Annotated in this window: 11 protein-coding genes and 1 pseudogene; 6 read left to right on the top strand and 6 right to left on the bottom strand. The window is 71.3% G+C overall.

Annotated elements, in window-relative coordinates:
• Positions 1 to 62 precede the first annotated feature (62 nt).
• Together SKC42_RS15920 and SKC42_RS15915 are read left to right on the top strand one after the other, a co-directional pair.
• On the top strand, positions 63 to 4,463 hold the full coding sequence (locus tag SKC42_RS15920) for a cation-translocating P-type ATPase (RefSeq protein ID WP_330965356.1): 4,401 nt from the start codon (positions 63 to 65) through the stop codon (positions 4,461 to 4,463).
• 73 nt (positions 4,464 to 4,536) lie between these two features.
• Positions 4,537 to 4,905, top strand: a pseudogene (locus SKC42_RS15915) (3-ketosteroid-delta-1-dehydrogenase); the annotation flags it as partial.
• Here the strand turns inward: SKC42_RS15915 and SKC42_RS15910 are convergent.
• Positions 4,904 to 5,761: a hypothetical protein gene (locus tag SKC42_RS15910; RefSeq protein ID WP_330965256.1), complete on the bottom strand. Its 858-nt coding sequence runs from the start codon at positions 5,759 to 5,761 to the stop codon at positions 4,904 to 4,906. The pseudogene SKC42_RS15915 and the gene SKC42_RS15910 sit on opposite strands and share 2 nt — an antisense overlap.
• A gap of 96 nt (positions 5,762 to 5,857) precedes the next feature.
• On the opposite strand from SKC42_RS15910, the gene SKC42_RS15905 reads away from it, so the two are divergent.
• Complete coding sequence (locus SKC42_RS15905) at positions 5,858 to 7,021, top strand: FAD-dependent oxidoreductase (RefSeq protein ID WP_330965255.1); 1,164 nt, start codon at positions 5,858 to 5,860, stop codon at positions 7,019 to 7,021.
• Positions 7,022 to 7,074: 53 nt separating this feature from the next.
• Here the strand turns inward: SKC42_RS15905 and SKC42_RS15900 are convergent, their stop codons facing one another.
• Entirely contained in the window at positions 7,075 to 7,827 is a 753-nt protein-coding gene (locus SKC42_RS15900) for a DUF4190 domain-containing protein (protein WP_330965254.1), read from the bottom strand.
• 109 nt (positions 7,828 to 7,936) lie between these two features.
• Between SKC42_RS15900 and SKC42_RS15895 the strand changes: the two genes are divergently transcribed.
• Positions 7,937 to 8,917, top strand: a complete 981-nt coding sequence (locus SKC42_RS15895) for an LLM class F420-dependent oxidoreductase (RefSeq protein ID WP_330965253.1) — start codon at positions 7,937 to 7,939, stop codon at positions 8,915 to 8,917.
• Positions 8,918 to 8,922: 5 nt separating this feature from the next.
• Here SKC42_RS15895 and SKC42_RS15890 read toward each other — a convergent pair whose 3' ends face one another.
• The 4 genes from SKC42_RS15890 to SKC42_RS15875 all read right to left on the bottom strand — a co-directional run bounded on the left by SKC42_RS15890 (position 8,923) and on the right by SKC42_RS15875 (position 14,916).
• Positions 8,923 to 10,788, bottom strand: a complete 1,866-nt coding sequence (locus SKC42_RS15890) for a serine/threonine-protein kinase (RefSeq protein ID WP_330965252.1) — start codon at positions 10,786 to 10,788, stop codon at positions 8,923 to 8,925.
• Positions 10,789 to 10,857: 69 nt separating this feature from the next.
• The gene (locus SKC42_RS15885; RefSeq protein ID WP_330965251.1) at positions 10,858 to 12,663 is read right to left on the bottom strand and encodes a serine/threonine-protein kinase; all 1,806 of its coding nucleotides are present in this window, start codon (positions 12,661 to 12,663) and stop codon (positions 10,858 to 10,860) included.
• 22 nt (positions 12,664 to 12,685) lie between these two features.
• Positions 12,686 to 14,170 (bottom strand): multicopper oxidase family protein, encoded by a 1,485-nt coding sequence (locus SKC42_RS15880; RefSeq protein ID WP_442932171.1) that lies wholly within the window; start codon positions 14,168 to 14,170, stop codon positions 12,686 to 12,688.
• Positions 14,167 to 14,916: an arsenate reductase/protein-tyrosine-phosphatase family protein gene (locus SKC42_RS15875; protein ID WP_330965250.1), complete on the bottom strand. Its 750-nt coding sequence runs from the start codon at positions 14,914 to 14,916 to the stop codon at positions 14,167 to 14,169. Before SKC42_RS15875 ends, SKC42_RS15880 begins: the two co-directional genes overlap by 4 nt.
• An 87-nt stretch (positions 14,917 to 15,003) precedes the next feature.
• Here SKC42_RS15875 and SKC42_RS15870 point away from each other — a divergent pair, with 87 nt between their 5' ends.
• The gene (locus SKC42_RS15870) at positions 15,004 to 16,263 is read left to right on the top strand and encodes an APC family permease (protein WP_330965249.1); all 1,260 of its coding nucleotides are present in this window, start codon (positions 15,004 to 15,006) and stop codon (positions 16,261 to 16,263) included.
• A 73-nt stretch (positions 16,264 to 16,336) separates the two neighbouring features.
• Positions 16,337 to 16,930, top strand: a complete 594-nt coding sequence (locus SKC42_RS15865) for a (2Fe-2S)-binding protein (RefSeq protein WP_330965248.1) — start codon at positions 16,337 to 16,339, stop codon at positions 16,928 to 16,930.
• Position 16,931 lies beyond the last annotated feature (1 nt).

The raw sequence follows: 16,931 nt of genomic DNA, 5'->3' as shown, positions 1-16,931 counted from the left end.
AGCACCATTCGTTCCGCGACTGAAGGGGGTTGCGCGTGCCACAGCTTTCGCCGCTGCGGGTGATGTCCATGGGACTCGAGGCCGCCGCGGGACTCATCGATGTCGCGACCCTGCCGGTCCGGATCGGCGCAAAGGTGCTGTCGGGCGAGGTTTCCCGCTCTACGCTGGCCCGGCGATGCGGGCGCGGCGACGGGCGCCTGTGGGTCGAGGTGCGCGGGATCGACGGCTTCGACGGCGCGGAGCGGGGTCGCGCTGTCGTCGATGCGCTGCGGGCACATCCCGGTGTCACGGGCGTCAGCCTGAACCGTCCGCTGTCGCGCGCGGTCGTCGAGATCGACGGCGAGGGATCGTTGGACGAGCTCTGCTCGGTGCTTGACGATATCGAAAAGCACTGGAACACCGCCGATTCCGCTCGCTCGGACAGCCTGCCCGGCGACGGCCTGCTGTTGGCCGCCCGGGGCGCGATGGTGGCCCTCAATGCCGCGGGGTTCGCGGTGGCGGTCGCTGGTCGGGCGTTGCGGCTCCCCGCGGCACCCGTCGCCGTCGAAGCGGTGTCGGCGATCGCGAATCATCAACCGTGGGTGCGCCGTGCGCTCGAGGGCAGCATCGGCGCCGGCGCGACGGAGACGGCGCTCTCGGTGACCGCGGCCGCCGCGCACGTCGTGACGTTGTCGCCGGTGAAGTTGTCGGTGGACCTGACGATGCAGGCGTTCAAGGCCGCCGAGTCCCGGGCCGCGGCGCGGGCGTGGGCCCGCTACGAGCCCGAGCTGGCCCGTCATGCCGACGAATCGGACCTGCACCTCTCGCCCCGGCCGGTCGCACCGCCGACCGGGCCAATCGAACGCCACGCCCGCCGCATGGCGTGGGTACAGCTTGGCGGCATCGGTCTGACCGGGGCGCTCACCCGCAACGTCACCATGGCGTCGACAGCGGCGTTGGCGTCGTCACCGAAGGCGATGCGCACCACCCACGAGGCGTTCGCCACCACGCTCGGTCGGGGCTTGGCGGATCGGCACGCGGTGCTGCCGCTGCGGCCGGAAAGCCTGCGCCGCCTGAGCACCGTCGACGCGCTGGTGATCGATCCTCGCGTGCTGTGCTCCGCCGACATGCGGGTCGTGAGCGTACGCGGCGCCGGCGATGGCGAATTGCCGGAGGCCTGGACCGCCGCCCAGGCGCTGCTCGACGAAGGCCCCGCCGCGGGTTGGCACCCCATAGGCGTGGCACCTGATGGCAACGGCGCGGTCGAGGCGCTCGTGGCCCCGGCCCCGCACCCGCTGGCGTCGGCGGTGATCACCCAGGCGCGCGATTCCGGCGCGCGCCTGGTGTCGGCCGACACCGACCTGCTGGGCGACCTGCGACCGGCGTTCGATGTCGTCCGCCCGATCGGCGACCGCGGGCTCGACGACGCGCTGGCCGGCGCCGTGTCCGAGCTGCAACGCGACGGACACACCGTCGCTGTGCTGTCCTCGTCTGGCGCACAAGCCCTTTCGGGCGCGGACGTGGGATTGGGCATCAGGCCGGGTGCCGACGGCGCGCCGCCCTGGCATTCCGATCTCATGCTGGACGACCTGGCCGGGGCCTGGCGGGTGCTGCACGCGCTACCCGCAGCGAGGAAGGCGAGCTGGCAAGGCATCGCGATATCGGTGGGCGCGTCGGCGCTGGGCGCGCTGTTCATGGTGCCGGGCGTCCGCAGGTTCCGCGGACCCGGGCCGGTCACGATCGGCTCCGCCGCGGGGCTGCTGTCGGGGTACCTCCTGGCGCTCGGCGCGCTTCGTACCCAGGTGCCGCGCCCCGCGCCGGCATACGAGTGGCACGCGATGTCGGCCGAACGGGCCCGCGAGGTGCTGGCGACGCTGCGCGAGCCCGACGAGCCCCCCGCCGACCCGGCCGAGTCGGGTAGCACGTTGGTGCCCGCCGGGGTGTGGCAGTTCGCCAAGGCCGCCGTCGCCGAGTTGACCGGCGACCCGTTGACCCCGGTGCTCGCGTTGTGTTCGACGGCCACCGCGGTGCTGGGGTCGCCGACCGACGCCCTGCTGGTCGGCACGGTGCTGACCGGCAACGCGATGCTGTCGACCGCCCAGCAACTTCAGGCCGAGAATCGCCTCAACCGGCTGCTGGCTCAGCAGACGCCGCCGGCGCGGCTGGTCACGGCCGGGGCGGACGGTAAGCGCGGCTACCGCGACGTCGTCGTCGAGCAACTGCGGCCCGGCGATGTGATCGAGGTGCGCAGCGACGAGGTGGTGCCCGCCGACGCCCGGGTGATCGACGCACATGATCTCGAGGTCGACGAATCGTCACTGACCGGTGAGTCCCTGTCGGTGCAAAAGCAGGTCGAGGCCACACCGGGTGCCGAACTGGCCGAGCGTCGCTGCATGATCTACGCCGGAACCACCGTGGTGGCCGGCACCGCGCTCGCGCTGGTGACCGCCGTCGGGGCCGACACCCAGACGCGCCGCGCGGCCGAACTCGCCTCAGGTGACCTGCCGACCGTGGGCCTCCATCACCAGCTCAGCCGGTTGATGAGACGCGCGTTCCCGTTCAGCGCGGGCGGGGGCGTCGCCGTCGGCGCGCTGAGCCTGTTGCGCGGCGGCGTCCTGCGCCAGGCGCTGGGCAGCGCGATCGCCGTCGCCGTGGCGGCCATCCCGGAGGGCATGCCGCTGATGGCGACCCTCGCGCAGGCCGCGTCGGCGCAGCGCCTGGGCGACGCCGGTGCGTTGGTGCGGGTTCCGCGGGCCGCCGAGGCGCTCGGCCGGGTCGAGGTCGTCTGTTTCGACAAGACCGGGACGCTCAGCGAAAACCGGCTTCGGGTCACCCAGGTCCTCCCCGTGGCGGAGCACGCCGGCGACAACGTCCTGCGCTGCGCAGCCCTGGCCGCACCGGCCGACGACGGCAACCCGCACGTGCACGCCACCGACGAGGCCATCATCAAGGCCGCGGAAGCGGCGGGTTCCGGCGCGCGATCCGAACCCGACGCCCACCTGCCGTTCCGGTCGGGCAGGGCGTTCTCGGCGTCGCTGACCGGTACCCGGCTGACCGTCAAGGGTGCACCCGAAGTCGTGCTGGCGGCGTGCCGCCAGGTCGGCCCGGATGCGGACGAGGCCGTCACCGCCCTGACCACCGCGGGGCTTCGGGTGATCGCCGTGGCCGAGCGTCGCCTCACCACCCAGCAGGCGAGGTCGATACGGCAGGACCCCGACGGCATCGCCGACCTGTGCGGCAAGGGCTTGACACTGACCGGATTCCTGGGGCTCTCGGACACCCCACGCCGGCAGGCGCCACGGCTGCTCGCCCAGCTGACGGACCGTGGGGTGGCCATCCGGCTCATCACCGGCGACCATCCCGTGACCGCCGCCGCCATCGCCCGTGAGCTGGGTGTGCCCGTGACCGAGGGCCAGGTGATCACCGGCGCCGAGTGGAACGCACTGCCCCGGGCCGACCAGGAAGCCGCGGTCCTGGACCGAGTGATCTTTGCCCGGATGTCACCGGAGAACAAGGTGCAGGTGGTCCAGACGCTCGAGCGGGCCGGGCGGGTCTGCGCCATGGTGGGTGACGGCGCCAACGACGCCGCCGCGATCCGCGCCGCGAGCGTCGGCGTCGGCGTCGTCGCGCGTGGCAGCGATTCCGCCCACACCACCGCCGACCTGGTGCTGACCGACGGCCGCATCGAGTTGCTGATCGACGCCATCGACGAGGGACGCCGCCTGTGGCGCGGAGTGCAGGCGGCCGTGGCCGGCCTGCTCGGTGCCAACGCGGGCGAGGTGTTCTTCTCCGTCATCGGCACCGCGCTCACCGGCGTCTCCCCGCTCAACACCCGCCAGCTGCTGCTGCTGAACATGCTGACCGACGCGCTGCCCGCCACCGCCGTCGCGGTCAGCACGCCCGCAGGGCCCGTGGAACGCGTCGGGCGAGGCATCGACGAACGCGCGTTGCGGCGGGCCGTGGTGGCCCGGGGCGGAATCACCGCCGCCGCGGCGACGGCGGCCTGGGTGATGGGCTCGGTCACCGGGCTGCCGCAGCGCGCCTCGACCGTCGCGCTGATCTCGCTGGTCTCGGTCGAGCTGGGCCAGACCCTCATCGACTCGCACTCGCCCCTGGTGGTGTTCACCGCGGCCGGGTCGTTCGCCGCTTTCACCGCGATGGTCAGCACACCGGGGGTCAGCCAACTGCTGGGGTGCACGCCCGTCGGACCCGTCGGCTGGGCCCAGGGCCTGAGCACCGCCGGGCTGGCGATTCTCGCGGTGGCGGCCACCAATCGGCTGCGCTCGAGTGGCCGGGACGTGGAGTCAACCCCCGTGGGCGGAGAACCCGAGCCCGACGGGCAGCCGACCGGCCCCGCCGCGGAACCGACGGACCGCAAACGGCCCCAGGCGCCGCACACCGCCGTCCTGACGGCCCCGGCGAAGGCCGCGCGCGCATTGAAGCTGGTCGGCCAGCACCAGCACCGGGCGGGATCGCGGGCGTAACGCCGCGGCGAAACATCCCGGCGAATTTCGCGGTGCCGTTACGACCGCGGGCACCCGCGCCGCGCAGAACTAGGGAGCCGGCACCGATCTGATGGACCAGGCGTGGTGGTTTACCGCCGTCGCGACGCTCCCCGGCGAGGCGTCCGCGGTCATGCTGGCCGAACGGTCGCCGCCCGGCTGCCCGACCGTTCGGCCAGACCGGCCGCCGGTTCGCCAACGGACTACATGTCCTTGGGCCGGCGGCTGCTCGAGCTGGAGCGGGCCGACAGCTTCGCTGGGCTCGCCGCCGCCATCGGCGTGCCGGTGCCGGGATTCGTCGCCACCATGACGCGGATCAACGAAATCGCCTGCGCCGGACAGGATCCCGATTTCCGAGCGGGACCGCAGCGGCTACGACCGCTACTACGGCGACCCGACCGTCGGCACACCGGCCCCGAGCCTCACTGGATTTCCAGGCCCCGCCGGCGGACCCACCACAGCGCCGCCACGGTCCCGGCCAGCCACACCCCCGCCGCGATCGCGAGGTGCACGAAACTCTTGGTGTCGCGCCCGAACACCGGCCAGATCATCGCCGGCACCTGGTTCCACAACACCCGGTGCTCGACCCCGTTCATCGGGTCGGCGACGTAGTACAGCGCGTAGGGCAGGCTGAGGGCGAGCAGCCACCCGACGGTGCGACGCTGGTCGCGGCGCTGACGCCAGCGGCGGATCAACGGCTCGACGCCCACCGGGTGCAGCACGGAGATGAAATTGCCGACGCCGACCCAGGAGATGATGGGCACCGCGACGGTCGGGACGGTGATCGCGAGCCGCGCGGGGCTTTCCAGCCACAGCGTCAGCGCCATCGCCGCCGCCAGGGTGGGCAGCCCCACGATCACCAGCAGGGCAATGTTCTTGATGAGGAGCACCCGCCAGAACGGCACGCCGTCGGACATCGCCTGCCGGACGCGGTAATGGTCGGCGCCCAGGAAGTTCGTCGTGGTCACATCGGCGAGCACCCAGGAGGAGAAATAGGTGCCCACCAGGACCACCCAGTCGTTGTGGTGGGGGCCGAGCGGGGCCAGCGGCTGCACCAGCAACCACGCCGCGGCAAAGACGATGTTGGCGATCACCCCCATGAGCCATGTCCGCGGCGGGGTGAACGCCCAGCGAATTTCCGCACGCACGGCCGGCACCAGCGGTCGCTGAAAGTCCTTGGCGGCCCGCCTCGCCGCGGCAGGACGAGGGGCCGAGGCCCGCACCGCGGCGCGCAACGCGGCGTGCCAACGTGGGTTCATCGACGTCTGGAAATCGACCATGAGCTCCGTGCGACCATACCTGTGCCGGCGACGCCGCCGGCAACCTTTTGCGAACTCGCCCGCGCGTCGCGCGCGGCCTCAACGCAGGATAGGGCCATGAACCGCAAACGCGTCGTCATTGCCGGATTGGGCGACGTGGGAGTCCTGACCGCCATCCGCCTGTCCCGGCACGCCGACGTCGTCGGGATCTCCGCCAAGCCCGCCCTCGTGAGCGGCCAGGAACTCGGCCTGCGGCTCGCCCGCCCGCACGACTGGGCCCGCGACTACTGGGTCCCCTTCGACCGGTTCCGCCGGCTGGACGGCGTCCGAACCGTGCAGGCCGCGCTCACGGGAGTAGATCTGGCCGCCCGGACGGTGTTCGGCCGGGCGGCCGACGGGGCAACCATCGCCGAGCCCTACGACGCGCTGGTGGTCTGCACCGGGGTCAGCAACGGCTTCTGGCGCCGGCCCACGCTGCAGTCGGCCGCCGAGATCGGCGCCGACCTCGACGCGGCGCACCGGCGCCTCGCCGTCGCCGATTCGGTGATCGTCGTCGGCGGCGGCGCGGCGGCGGTCAGCAGCGCCTTCAACATGGCGAATACCTGGCCCGGCAAACGGATCGACCTCTACTTTCCGGGGCCGGCCGCCCTCGTCGGCTATCACCCGCGCACCTGGGAGCGCATCCGGCGCCGGCTAACCGACCTGGGCGTCGGACTCCACCCCGGCCACCGCGCGGCGCTGCCCGACGGCTTCCCGTGCGACGAGGTGACCCGCGCGCCGGTCCATTGGAGCACCGGGCAGGAACCGGCGCGCGCCGGGGCCGTGCTGTGGGCGCTCGGCCGTGTTCGGCCCAACACCGAGTGGCTGCCGCCGGACCTGCTGGACGAGCGGGGATTCGTGCGCGTCACGCCGGAGTTGCAGGTGCCCGGCCAGCGCGGCGTGTTCGCGGTCGGTGACGTCGCGGCCACCGACCCGCAACGCAGCTCCGCCCGCAACGGCGGCGACGCGCTCGTCGCGCGCAACGTCCGCGCGGGGTTCGCCGGCCGAACGATGCGCGCCTACCGCGCGCCGGTGCGACGGTGGGGCTCGTTGCTCGGCGCTCAGCGCAACGGTCTGGAAGTCTTCCTGCCCACCGGCCACGCGTTCCGGTTCCCGGCATGGTCCGTCGAACGGGTGGTCATGCCTTGGGTCGTCCGATGGGGCATGTATCGCGGGGTGCGTGACAACGACCCGTTCGGGTATGCCGGCCGGTCAACGGCGACGCCGACGAAGGGTGAGTGAGGAGCACCCCGACGTCGACGTCGCGAGACTGCTGATCTTTCCGCGAGATCCGTTCAGCTCTTGATGGACCCGCTCCTCTTGGACTTGAACGTCGCGATGCAGGCGATGTCGCGGTCGCCCTGCCGCCAGGAATCGCGCGAGGGCGGCATCACGGCCAGGTCGACGTTTGGATCTTGCACCGCCGTCGACGAATACGATGCCAGCGAGTCCCGGCACCGCTGGTCGTAGTCGCTGAACGCGGCCTCGTCGGGAAACGGCCCGTCCGGCATCGCCAGGACCGCGACGATCTCGCCCAGGTGCGGGTGGTCGCAGCCGATCGTATTCACGAACTTGACCCGGTTGCCGGTGGGGATGTCCGCCAGGCAATCCCCCGCCTTCACGTTTCGGGCGCTCACCGTGTTGGTCGGCGACAGAACCGCGACGGCGATGGCGCCCCCGATGACCGCCACCCACACCGCGGACAGCACTAATCCCGCAACCGCCATGCCACGCCCGCGCTGCCCGCCGGGCTTGGTCCGCCCGACGGCGATGATCCCGAAGATCACACTGAACAGGACGCCACCTAGGAGGCCGAACACCAGGGATGCGACGGCGAACCCGCTCGTCGTCGGCGGTTGCGGCGTCGGCGGTATGTAATAGGGCGGCGGATAAGGACTTTGGTATGAAGGCGGCGGACCGCTCTGGTATGAAGGCGGCGGACCGCTCTGGTATGAAGGCGGCGGGCCGCCTGGGTATGAGGGCGGCGGCGGGTAGCCGCCGGCCGGGGGTTGCGGGGGCGGCGCGTCGGGTCCCGGTGTGTACGACATGCCTCACTGTAGGACCCTCTCGCGCACCGGATGGACGAATCCGCGTTTCGCCGGGCGGCCGCTACGTTGGAGACGGGGCCCGCGGCGGGGCCCGGGCAGGAGTCAACGCGTGGATTGCAGGATCTTCACCGACCCGAGCAACGGTGCCACCTACGATGACCTGCAGGAATCCGCTAGCATGGCAGAGGAATTCGGCTTCGCCGGATTCTTCCTCTCCGACCACTACCTCCCCTTCGCCGGTGAGGGTCTGCCCGGTCCCACGGACGTGTGGACGACGCTGGCCGGACTGGCGCGCGATACGTCGCGCATCCGTCTCGGTTCGCTGGTGACGGCCGTCACCTTCCGCCACCCCGGGCCGTTGGCGATCGTCGTGGCGCAGGTGGATGCGATGAGCCGGGGCCGAATCGAATTCGGCTTGGGTGCGGGCTATTTCGAGCCAGAGCACGCCGCGCTCGGCATCCCCTTCCCGCCTGTCGGGGAGCGGTTCGACCGGTTGGCCGAGGCGCTGGAGCTCATCACGGGGCTCTGGCGCACTCCCGCCGGGCGGCGCTATTCGTTCGGCGGCAAGCATTTCGAGCTGCTCGACGCCCCGGCCCTGCCCAAGCCCTGGCAGGACCCGAGCCCGCCGATCATCCTGGGCGGCACCGGAAGTCGGCGCACACCCGCCCTCGCGGCCCGGTTCGCCGACGAGTTCAATCTGCAGACGAGCCGCCGCCGCGCGCCGCTCGAACACCACCGCGGCGAGCTCAAACGTGACGACATCGCGGGACAGGTCGCCCGGGTGCGCGCCGCGGCGCGCGAAATCGGTCGGGATCCAGCCGAGTTGATATTTTCCATGACGGCCCTCGTCGGGGTCGGGGACACCGGCGACAGCGCCGTGGCCCGGATCAATTCCGAACACTATGGCGCCCAAACCTTCGACGGGACCACGCTGTCCGGCACGCCGGCGCAGATCGTCGACCAGTTGGCGCCGTACGCGGAACTGGGCATCTCGCGGATCTACGTGCGTGCGCCGGCGAGGATGCGGACGCTGGCGGGCAATTTCGAGTTGTTCGCCACCGGCGTGCTGCCGCGGATCGCGTCGATGTAGGCGGTCTAATCCCCTGTGCGTCGCAGGGTTTCGTCGTAGCGGACCCGCATCGTGCAGGCTGGTTGCCCGGCTTGTTCCAACAGGTTGTGGCCCGTGAGCGTGGCGATCGGATCCTGCGCAGGTTCCGGAAGCGGATACCGGCCGGTCGCCTTCACGAAGACGGTGCCTCCGCAGGCGGAGGCGTTCTCGTTGTGTTCGATGTCCAAAGCCCATGCCCCGCCGCCGAACACGAGTGGTTCGTCGATGGTCTTCGAGTGGAAGTAGCTCATGCACCGATCGCCGCCGCGCAGGCAATCGGTGACGACCGCCAGGTCCAACTGCTGTTGGGGCATGCCCTGCTGGAAGTTCCGTGTCACGTGGTAGCGACCGCGCAGCGATTCGGCCGGTGATGCCACACGCGGCGGCAGAGCGGCCGGGTCGGGCAGGCTGTTGACGTCCACGTCGCCGGTGCGGGTGAAGGTGACGGTTCGCTTCTGATCACACGCGTTGGCTGCCGCGCCGCGGTAATCGCCGATGAGGGTGCCGTCCGGGCGCGGTTGCAGGCTGAACACCTCCCACATTTCCGCGCGCGCGTCCCGGCACTTGTCGGCGGCGAGGGACACGGCCACCCAGCGGCCCCCGACCTGGTCGAACACCGAGGTCGACGCGAGCTTGAACTCGCCGCTCAAGCGTGCGGCGGTCGCCACGCAGCCGCCGGGGCGACAGACCGAGCGGACGGCGTAGGTACCGCTGGACGGCCCCGCGCCCGGCACGGGGACGTCGTCGAGATTGGTGGCGCGACCGAACTCGGCGCGGTACACGCCGGTGAAAGGGCCGGTGTTCGCCGCGGGGGTGGCCGCGGTGACCGGAGCGCCGCCACCCGGCTCGGCGGCGTGTCGCCGGCTGAAGTGGACGACGGCCGATGTGCCGCCCAGCAGTGCGACGGCCGCCACGGCGCCGATGACGAATCCGTGGCGCCGCCTCCGGCGCCCGGTGGCGGACGGCAGCGCCTGCGCGGTGAGCGCCGCATCGGTGTCGTGTTGAGGAGCACCGAAACCCAGTTGCCGCGCGAGTCGGTCGGCGAACTGCCCGCAGGTGGCGAACCGGTACGACGGGTCCTTGGCCATCGCGATAGCAAACACCGGGTCCAGCACCGCCAGATCGGGCCGGCGGGCGCCGATCGAGGGCGGCGACGCGCCGATGTGTTGGCCGATCACCACCGCGGGGTTGGAGCCGGAGTACGGTTGCGTCCCGGTCAAGAGATGGAAGGCGGTGCAGGCCAACGCGTATTGATCAGCGCGGCCGTCGACCGGCTCGCCCTTCAGCTGCTCGGGCGACACATACGCCACGGTGCCCACCGTCATGTCTGTCGCGGTGAGCCCGACGGGGTCGTCGATCTGCCGCGCAAGGCCGAAGTCGGCCAGGAAGATCCGGCGCGCCTGACCGTCCGGATCGGTCAACAGGATGTTGGCCGGCTTGACGTCGCGATGCAGCAGCCCGCGTTGGTGCGCGTAGTCCAGCGCCGAGGCGACCGCGGTGATGATCGGCACCACCTCGCCGGGCGGCATCCCGCCCGTGTGATCCTCGCGCAGCAGCCGGCCGGCGTCGGTCCCCGCGACGTAATCCATCGAAATCCACAGGTGGCCTTCGCATTCCCCGCGGTCGTGGATGCCCACGATGTGGGGGTGGGACAGTCTGGCGGCGAGTTCCGCCTCGCGCAGGAAGCGGGCCCGGAACTCCGGATCGGCTCCGAGGTTCACCGGCAATACCTTCAGCGCGTCTTCGCGGGGTAGCCGTGGATGCGCCACCAGGTAGACCCGCCCCATGCCGCCCGCACCGAGTGTCCGCAAGACGGCGTACCCGGCAAACACTTCGCCGACTTCAAGCGACATGGCCACGATGGTAGATGCTGCCGACGCGGAGTCACGGGCAAACCGGCGAACGCCTCGACCGGGCGGATGCTAATCCCCCGTGCGGGTGAAGGTCTCGTCGAAGTCGGTGTTGATGGCGCACGGCGGGGTCTGTTCCTGATGCCCTCGCCCGGTCAACCGCACGATGGGATCGTGTGCCGGCTGCGGCAGCGGATACCGGCCGGTGCTTTTCATGTGCGCCATTTCGCCGGAGGCCAGACACCGGATGTCGACGTCGATGTTCCACGTCCAGGCTCCATTGCCGAACACCAGGGGCAGGTCGCCCGACGGTTCGTGGAAATAGCTCATGCACCGGTCCCCCGTCCGTAGGCATTCGGTGCTGACGGCGGCGTTCAACTGCTGCTGCGCCACCCCGGTGGTGAAGGTCCTTGCGACGCGGTAGTGCCCGTGCAACCCGCGTGCGGGTGAGGCGACCCGCGGCGCCTCGGACGCCGGGTCGGGAACCCGGCCGGCATCGACGTCACCGGTGCGGGTGAACGTCACTGTTCGCTTGTCCGCGCACGCGTTTGACGTGGCCGAGGTGTATTCACCGGCGAGGGTGCCGTCTGTTCGGGGCGTCAGCGTGAACACCTCCCAGAATTCGGCGTCGGCGTCGCGGCACTTGTCCGGGGCGAGCGCCACGGCCACCCAGCCCACGCCGACCCGGTCCAGCACGATCGTCGGGACGCCCACGGGTGCACCGCCAAGGCGAGCCGCCGTCGCTACGCAGCCATCGGAACGGCACACGGAGCGAAGGCCGTACGTGCTCGTCAACGCGGGCGGGGCGCCGGCGTCCGGGGCGTCGTCGATCCCGATCATCGGGCCGAAATCGGCGCGGTAGGTGCCGGTCAGCGGACCCGCGGGGGGCGGCGGGCGGTTTGCGAGCTTGAGGCTCCCGAGGACACCGCCCGCGGCGAGCAGCGCGGCGCCCGCCAGCACCCCGAGCACGACGGCAGGGCGCTGACGCCATCTCCTCGGCGCCTTGGCGGGTGCCGGCACCGGCAACGCCGGAGGCCCGGGCGCCGTCAGGTGCCGCCGCAGCTGCTCAGCGAACTCACCGCAGCTGGCGAACCGGTCGGAGGGCCGTTTGGCGAGCGCGATGCGGAAAACCGGGTCCAGTCCGGCCAACTCGGGTCGGTGGGCGGCGAGGGAAGGTGGTGGCGCGCCGACGTGTTGGCCGATCACCACCGCGAGGCTGGGTCCGCTGTACGGCGGGACGCCGGCCAGCAGCTGAAACGCGGTGCAGGCCAACGCATACTGGTCGGCCCGCCCGTCCACCGGCTCGGCCAGCAATTGCTCGGGCGCGGCGTAGGCCGCCGTGCCCACCGCCGTGGTTTCGGTGAGTGTCGCGGCGTCGTCGACGCGTCGCGCGATGCCGAAGTCGGCCAGGAAGACCCGCGGCGCCTCCCCCTCGGATTCGCTCAGCAGGATGTTGGCCGGCTTGACGTCACGGTGCAGCAACCCCCGGTGATGCGCGTAGTCGAGCGCGGACGCGACCGCGGTGATGATCGCGCACGCATCGCCGGCGGGCATTCCCCGCGGGTACCGTTCCCGCAGCAGCCGGGTCGCATCGGTGCCGGCCACGTAGTCCATCGAAATCCAGAACCGGCCCTCGCATTCACCGCGGTCGTGGATCCCCACCACGTGGGGGTGCGACAGGCCGGCCGCCAGCTCCGCCTCCCGTGCGAACCGCTCCCGATAGCGGGGGTCCGCCGTCACGTCGGCGGGCAACACCTTGACCGCGTCCTCTCGCGGCAGCCGCGGATGTGCCGCCAGATACACCTGGCCCATCCCGCCCGAACCCAGCGGCCGCAGGATCGTGTATCCGGCGAACACCTGACCGGCTGCAAGCGGCATGGCCCACATGCTAGTTCGCTGATCACCCGCTGTTGATCAACAACATGAGGCCGTAGTCCATGTGAATCTGCTGGTGGCAGTGCAGCAGCGACAGCCCGGGCTGGTCGGCGACGAAGTCGACCTCCATGCTCTGGTAGCCGCCCAGCATCGCGACGTCCTTGCGCACCCCGGCGGTTGGCGTGCCGGCGACGTGGGTGATCTCGAAGGTGTGCCGGTGCAGGTGCATCGGGTGCAAATCGTCGGTGGCGTTGCGGAACCGCAAGCGGTGGCGCCCGTTTCGCCGCACGTCGAGCACCGGCTGATTGGCGCTCATCGAGAACGAGGTGCCGTTCATCGTCCAGATGTTGAAGCCGTTGTCGGCCGCGTTGCGCTTCTCGATCAGCAGCTCGAAGATGCGTTCGGGCGGCGGGCCGGGTGCGGTACTGGGCGCCGCGAACAGCCGGTAGTCCCAGGTGAACGGCGCCGGCGGCACCCACTGCGGGTCCCCGCCACGCCCGGCGTATTCGACGACGATACCCATGCCGTGCGCCCGGTCGTCGTCGTCGAGATCGCCAAGCAGCCAAACCCCGGGGTTGTCCATCGTGACCACCGCCGAAACCCGTTCCGCCGCCCCCAGCCACAACACCGGGACCGTCGCGGTGTTGGGCACCGGGTTGCCGTCGAGCGCCACCACTCTGAACGAGTGGCCCGGCAACGCCAGGCTGCGGGTTTCGGTGGCGCTGCCGTTGAGCACATGCAGGAGCACCCGATCGCCTTGCCGAACGCGGATGGGATCGCCATGGCCGAGCATGCGCCCGTTGATGGCGAACGCCCCGTAACTCACCTCGAAGCCGTGCGGCTCGCCGCGGGCGAGCGAGGCCCGCATCGCCGCCTCGCCCTTCTCCCTGAGGTCGGCGTCCGGTTCGCCGGCCAGGAAGTCCTTGGCCATGTCGCCGCCCCGGCTGAAGACCGGCTGAAATTCCTTGAGCGTCAGGAAGATCTCCTGGTCGTACGCCCCGGGACTCTGCTTCGGTTCGATGTAGACGGGGCCGACCAGGCCGGCGTACTGACCGCGGGACAGATCGTCGCGCGGAACCACATGCGAGTGGTAGAACCGGAAACCCGCGGGGCCGGGCAGGAACGAGATGCGTCGCGTGCCGTGGGCGGGGATGTACGGGGTGCCCTCCTCGGCGGAGCCGTCGAGGTCGACACCCACATGCTGGCCGTGCCAGTGCAGCTGCTCCGGTGCGTCGGTGTCGTTGACGATGTCCACCCAGGTTCGCTGGCCCTCCTTCAGCCGCAACAGCGGGCCCGGGAACTGGCCGTTGTAGGTGAGGGTCGACACCACCATGTCGGGCGCGAGTTCCACGGTGCCGGTCCCGATCCGCAGCGTGTGGTCGGCCTTGCCGCCGGGCGGGCCTGCAGGCGAGGTCTTCGAACATCCCGCCATGGCGCCGACACCGCCGCCGGCAGCAACCAGCGCCAGCGCACCACCCCTCAGGAAGTCCCGTCGGGCGACCACGATCAGGATCCTTCCGGCGATGCGGCGAGCGCGGGCAGCAGAAACCCGATTCGGCTGTCCAATTCGCATGCCAATTCCCGGAATTGGCGGTGGCCGCCGCCGTCGGCCGCGGGGTCGGGCAGGCTCCAGTGCGCCGCCGTGGGCAGGTTCTGGCCGGCCGCGAATTCGCGAACCTTGTCGCACAGGGTGATCACGCGATCGAAGCGCCGAGGGGCAACCGCGGACAGGCCCTGCGGCCGGATGCCACGAAGATCGATCCCATACTCGTCGCGCATGATTCGCACCGCGCCCGGATGCAGCTGCTGCTTGGGGTGGCTGCCGGCACTCGCCACCCGGACGCGCCCCTGGCCGCGCGTGCGCAGCAGCGCCTCGGCCATGGGCGAGCGCGCGCTGTTGCCCGTACACAGGAACAACACCGACCGCGCGGGTGGCTCGGCGTCCGACACCGCCGCCGTGCCGAGTGCCGGATGCAGCGCGGCCGCCGCCTCGGCGAACGCCCCGGCGCACCGGGGCAGCTCGAGATGGTAGTAGGTGTCGCGGCCGTCGAAGCTGCTGCGCCGGGCCGCGACCAGGCCCGCCGCGCGTAACAGGCGCAGGTGGTAGGACACCAGGTTCTGCGGCTCGTCGACGGCGGTGGCCAATTCCCGCACCCGCCGGTCGCCGACCGCGAGTTCGGTGAGCAGGGCCCAGCGCAGCGGGTGCGACGCCATCTGCATCAGCGGCGGAACCGCCGAGCGGCCGGTGGTGACCATGCTCGAGACGATACATCAAATCCATTTGATAGGTTGATCGGGCACGGCGTGACATCAGTTGTGTGATCGGCGATCCGAGGAGTCCGAGTGTCAGACAGCAAGCACCCGGGCGGGGATCTGCGCCGCAGCCTGGGACTCTTCGACGCGGTGATGATCGGGCTCGGGTCGATGATCGGCGCCGGGATCTTCGCAGCACTCGGGCCCGCCGCGGGTGCCGCGGGTGCGGGCCTGCTCTGGGGCCTGGCGCTGGCGGCGGTCGTGGCCTACTGCAATGCCACCTCGTCCGCGCGCCTGGCGGCCCGTTATCCCGCCTCCGGTGGCACCTACGTCTACGGGCGGGAACGGCTCGGCGATTTCTGGGGCTATCTGGCCGGCTGGGGGTTCGTCGTCGGCAAGACGGCGTCGTGTGCGGCGATGGCCCTGACCTTCGGCGCCTACGCCTTTCCGGGGCACGCGCACCCCGCGGCCGTCGCCGCCGTCGTGGGGCTGACCGCGGTGAACTACGCCGGCGTGCACAAGTCCGCGTGGGTGACGCGGCTGATCGTCGCGGTGGTGCTCGCCGTGCTGGCCGCCGTGGTGACCGCCGTCTTCGCCTCCGGGACCGCCTCCGCGGAGGCGCTGCGCCCCGCGGGCGCGCACCCGGCCGGCGTGATCCAAGCCGCGGGGCTGCTGTTCTTCGCCTTCGCCGGATACGCGCGCATCGCCACGCTGGGCGAAGAGGTTCGCGACCCGGCCCGCACCGTGCCGCGGGCCATCTCCCTCGGGCTCGGCATCACCCTGGCCGTCTATGCGCTGGTGGCGGTGGCGGCGTTGGCGGCGTTGGGGCCGCGGCGCCTGGCCGCGGCGTCCGCGCCGCTGTCCGAGGCGGTGCGGGCCGCCGGGACCGCCTGGCTGGTGCCGGTCGTGCAGGTGGGTGCCGCCGTCGCGGCGTTGGGTTCGCTGTTGGCGTTGGTGCTCGGCGTTTCACGCACCACCTTCGCGATGGCCCGCGACCACCACCTCCCCCGCCGGCTGGCCGCCGTGCATCCGCGCTTCGGGGTGCCGCACCGCGCCGAGCTCGCCGTCGGCGCCGTCGTTGCGGTGCTGGCCGCGAGCGTCGACCTGCGCGGCGCGATCAGCTTCTCGTCGTTCGCGGTGCTGATCTATTACGCGATAGCCAACGCGTCGGCGCTCCGCCTAGGACGCGACGAGGGGCGGCCCCACCGCGGAATCCCGGTGACGGGGCTGATCGGCTGCGTTGTCCTGGCGTTAGCGATGCCGGCGTCCGCCGTGGTTTCTGGCACTTTGGTGCTGGGAATCGGCGTCGCGGCATATGCGATTCGGCGGCTCGGCGCCCGGAGACCTTGACTTCTTGCGTTGTCACCGGGATGCATAGCGGAGTCCAAGGTTCTGTCCCGTGGTTCGTCCTACGCTGGATGCAGTGGACATTCACCACCATCAGCTCAATCGCAGGACCTTCGTGGGGGGCTCGGTCGCGTTGGGTGGCGCCGTGGCCGCCGCCACCACCGTCGCAGGGTCCGAACGCGCCGACCCCGGCCAGGAACGGGCGGCCGTCGTGCGCGCTCGCATCAATGGCGAGCAGCGCGAGATCGCCGTCGACAACCGCACGTCGTTGCTCGACATGCTGCGCGAGCGTGCCGGGCTGCCCGGCACCAAGAAGGGGTGTGACCAGGGCGCCTGCGGCGCCTGCACGGTCCTCGTGAACAGTCGCCGGATCAACTCCTGCCTGACACTGGCGGTGATGCACGACGGTGCGGAGATCACCACCATCGAGGGCCTGGACGACGCGAGGAGCGGCAGGCTGCATCCGCTGCAGCGGGCGTTCATCGAGGAGGACGCGTTGCAGTGCGGGTATTGCACGGCGGGCCAGATCATGTCCGGTATCGGGTGCATCGCCGAGGGGCACGCCGGCTCGCCGGCGGAGATCCGAGAGTGGATGAGCGGCAACATCTGCCGCTGCGGCGCGTATACCAACATCGTCACCGCAGTCACGGCCGCGGCCCGGAACGCCTAGC

This window comes from Mycobacterium sp. 050134, from assembly GCF_036409085.1.
Taxonomy (GTDB): domain Bacteria; phylum Actinomycetota; class Actinomycetes; order Mycobacteriales; family Mycobacteriaceae; genus Mycobacterium.
Note: the sequence above shows the minus strand (reverse complement) of the source record. Positions and strands in the feature narration are given on the sequence as shown.

What these genes read in the sequence shown, in the direction of transcription:
- SKC42_RS15920 (WP_330965356.1), top strand. Translation starts at nt 63, where the DNA reads ATGTCCATGGGACTCGAGGCCGCCGCGGGACTCATCGATGTCGCGACC.
- SKC42_RS15910 (WP_330965256.1), bottom strand. Translation starts at nt 5,761, where the DNA reads ATGGTCGATTTCCAGACGTCGATGAACCCACGTTGGCACGCCGCGTTG.
- SKC42_RS15905 (WP_330965255.1), top strand. Translation starts at nt 5,858, where the DNA reads ATGAACCGCAAACGCGTCGTCATTGCCGGATTGGGCGACGTGGGAGTC.
- SKC42_RS15900 (WP_330965254.1), bottom strand. Translation starts at nt 7,827, where the DNA reads ATGTCGTACACACCGGGACCCGACGCGCCGCCCCCGCAACCCCCGGCC.
- SKC42_RS15890 (WP_330965252.1), bottom strand. Translation starts at nt 10,788, where the DNA reads ATGTCGCTTGAAGTCGGCGAAGTGTTTGCCGGGTACGCCGTCTTGCGG.
- SKC42_RS15885 (WP_330965251.1), bottom strand. Translation starts at nt 12,663, where the DNA reads ATGCCGCTTGCAGCCGGTCAGGTGTTCGCCGGATACACGATCCTGCGG.
- SKC42_RS15875 (WP_330965250.1), bottom strand. Translation starts at nt 14,916, where the DNA reads ATGGTCACCACCGGCCGCTCGGCGGTTCCGCCGCTGATGCAGATGGCG.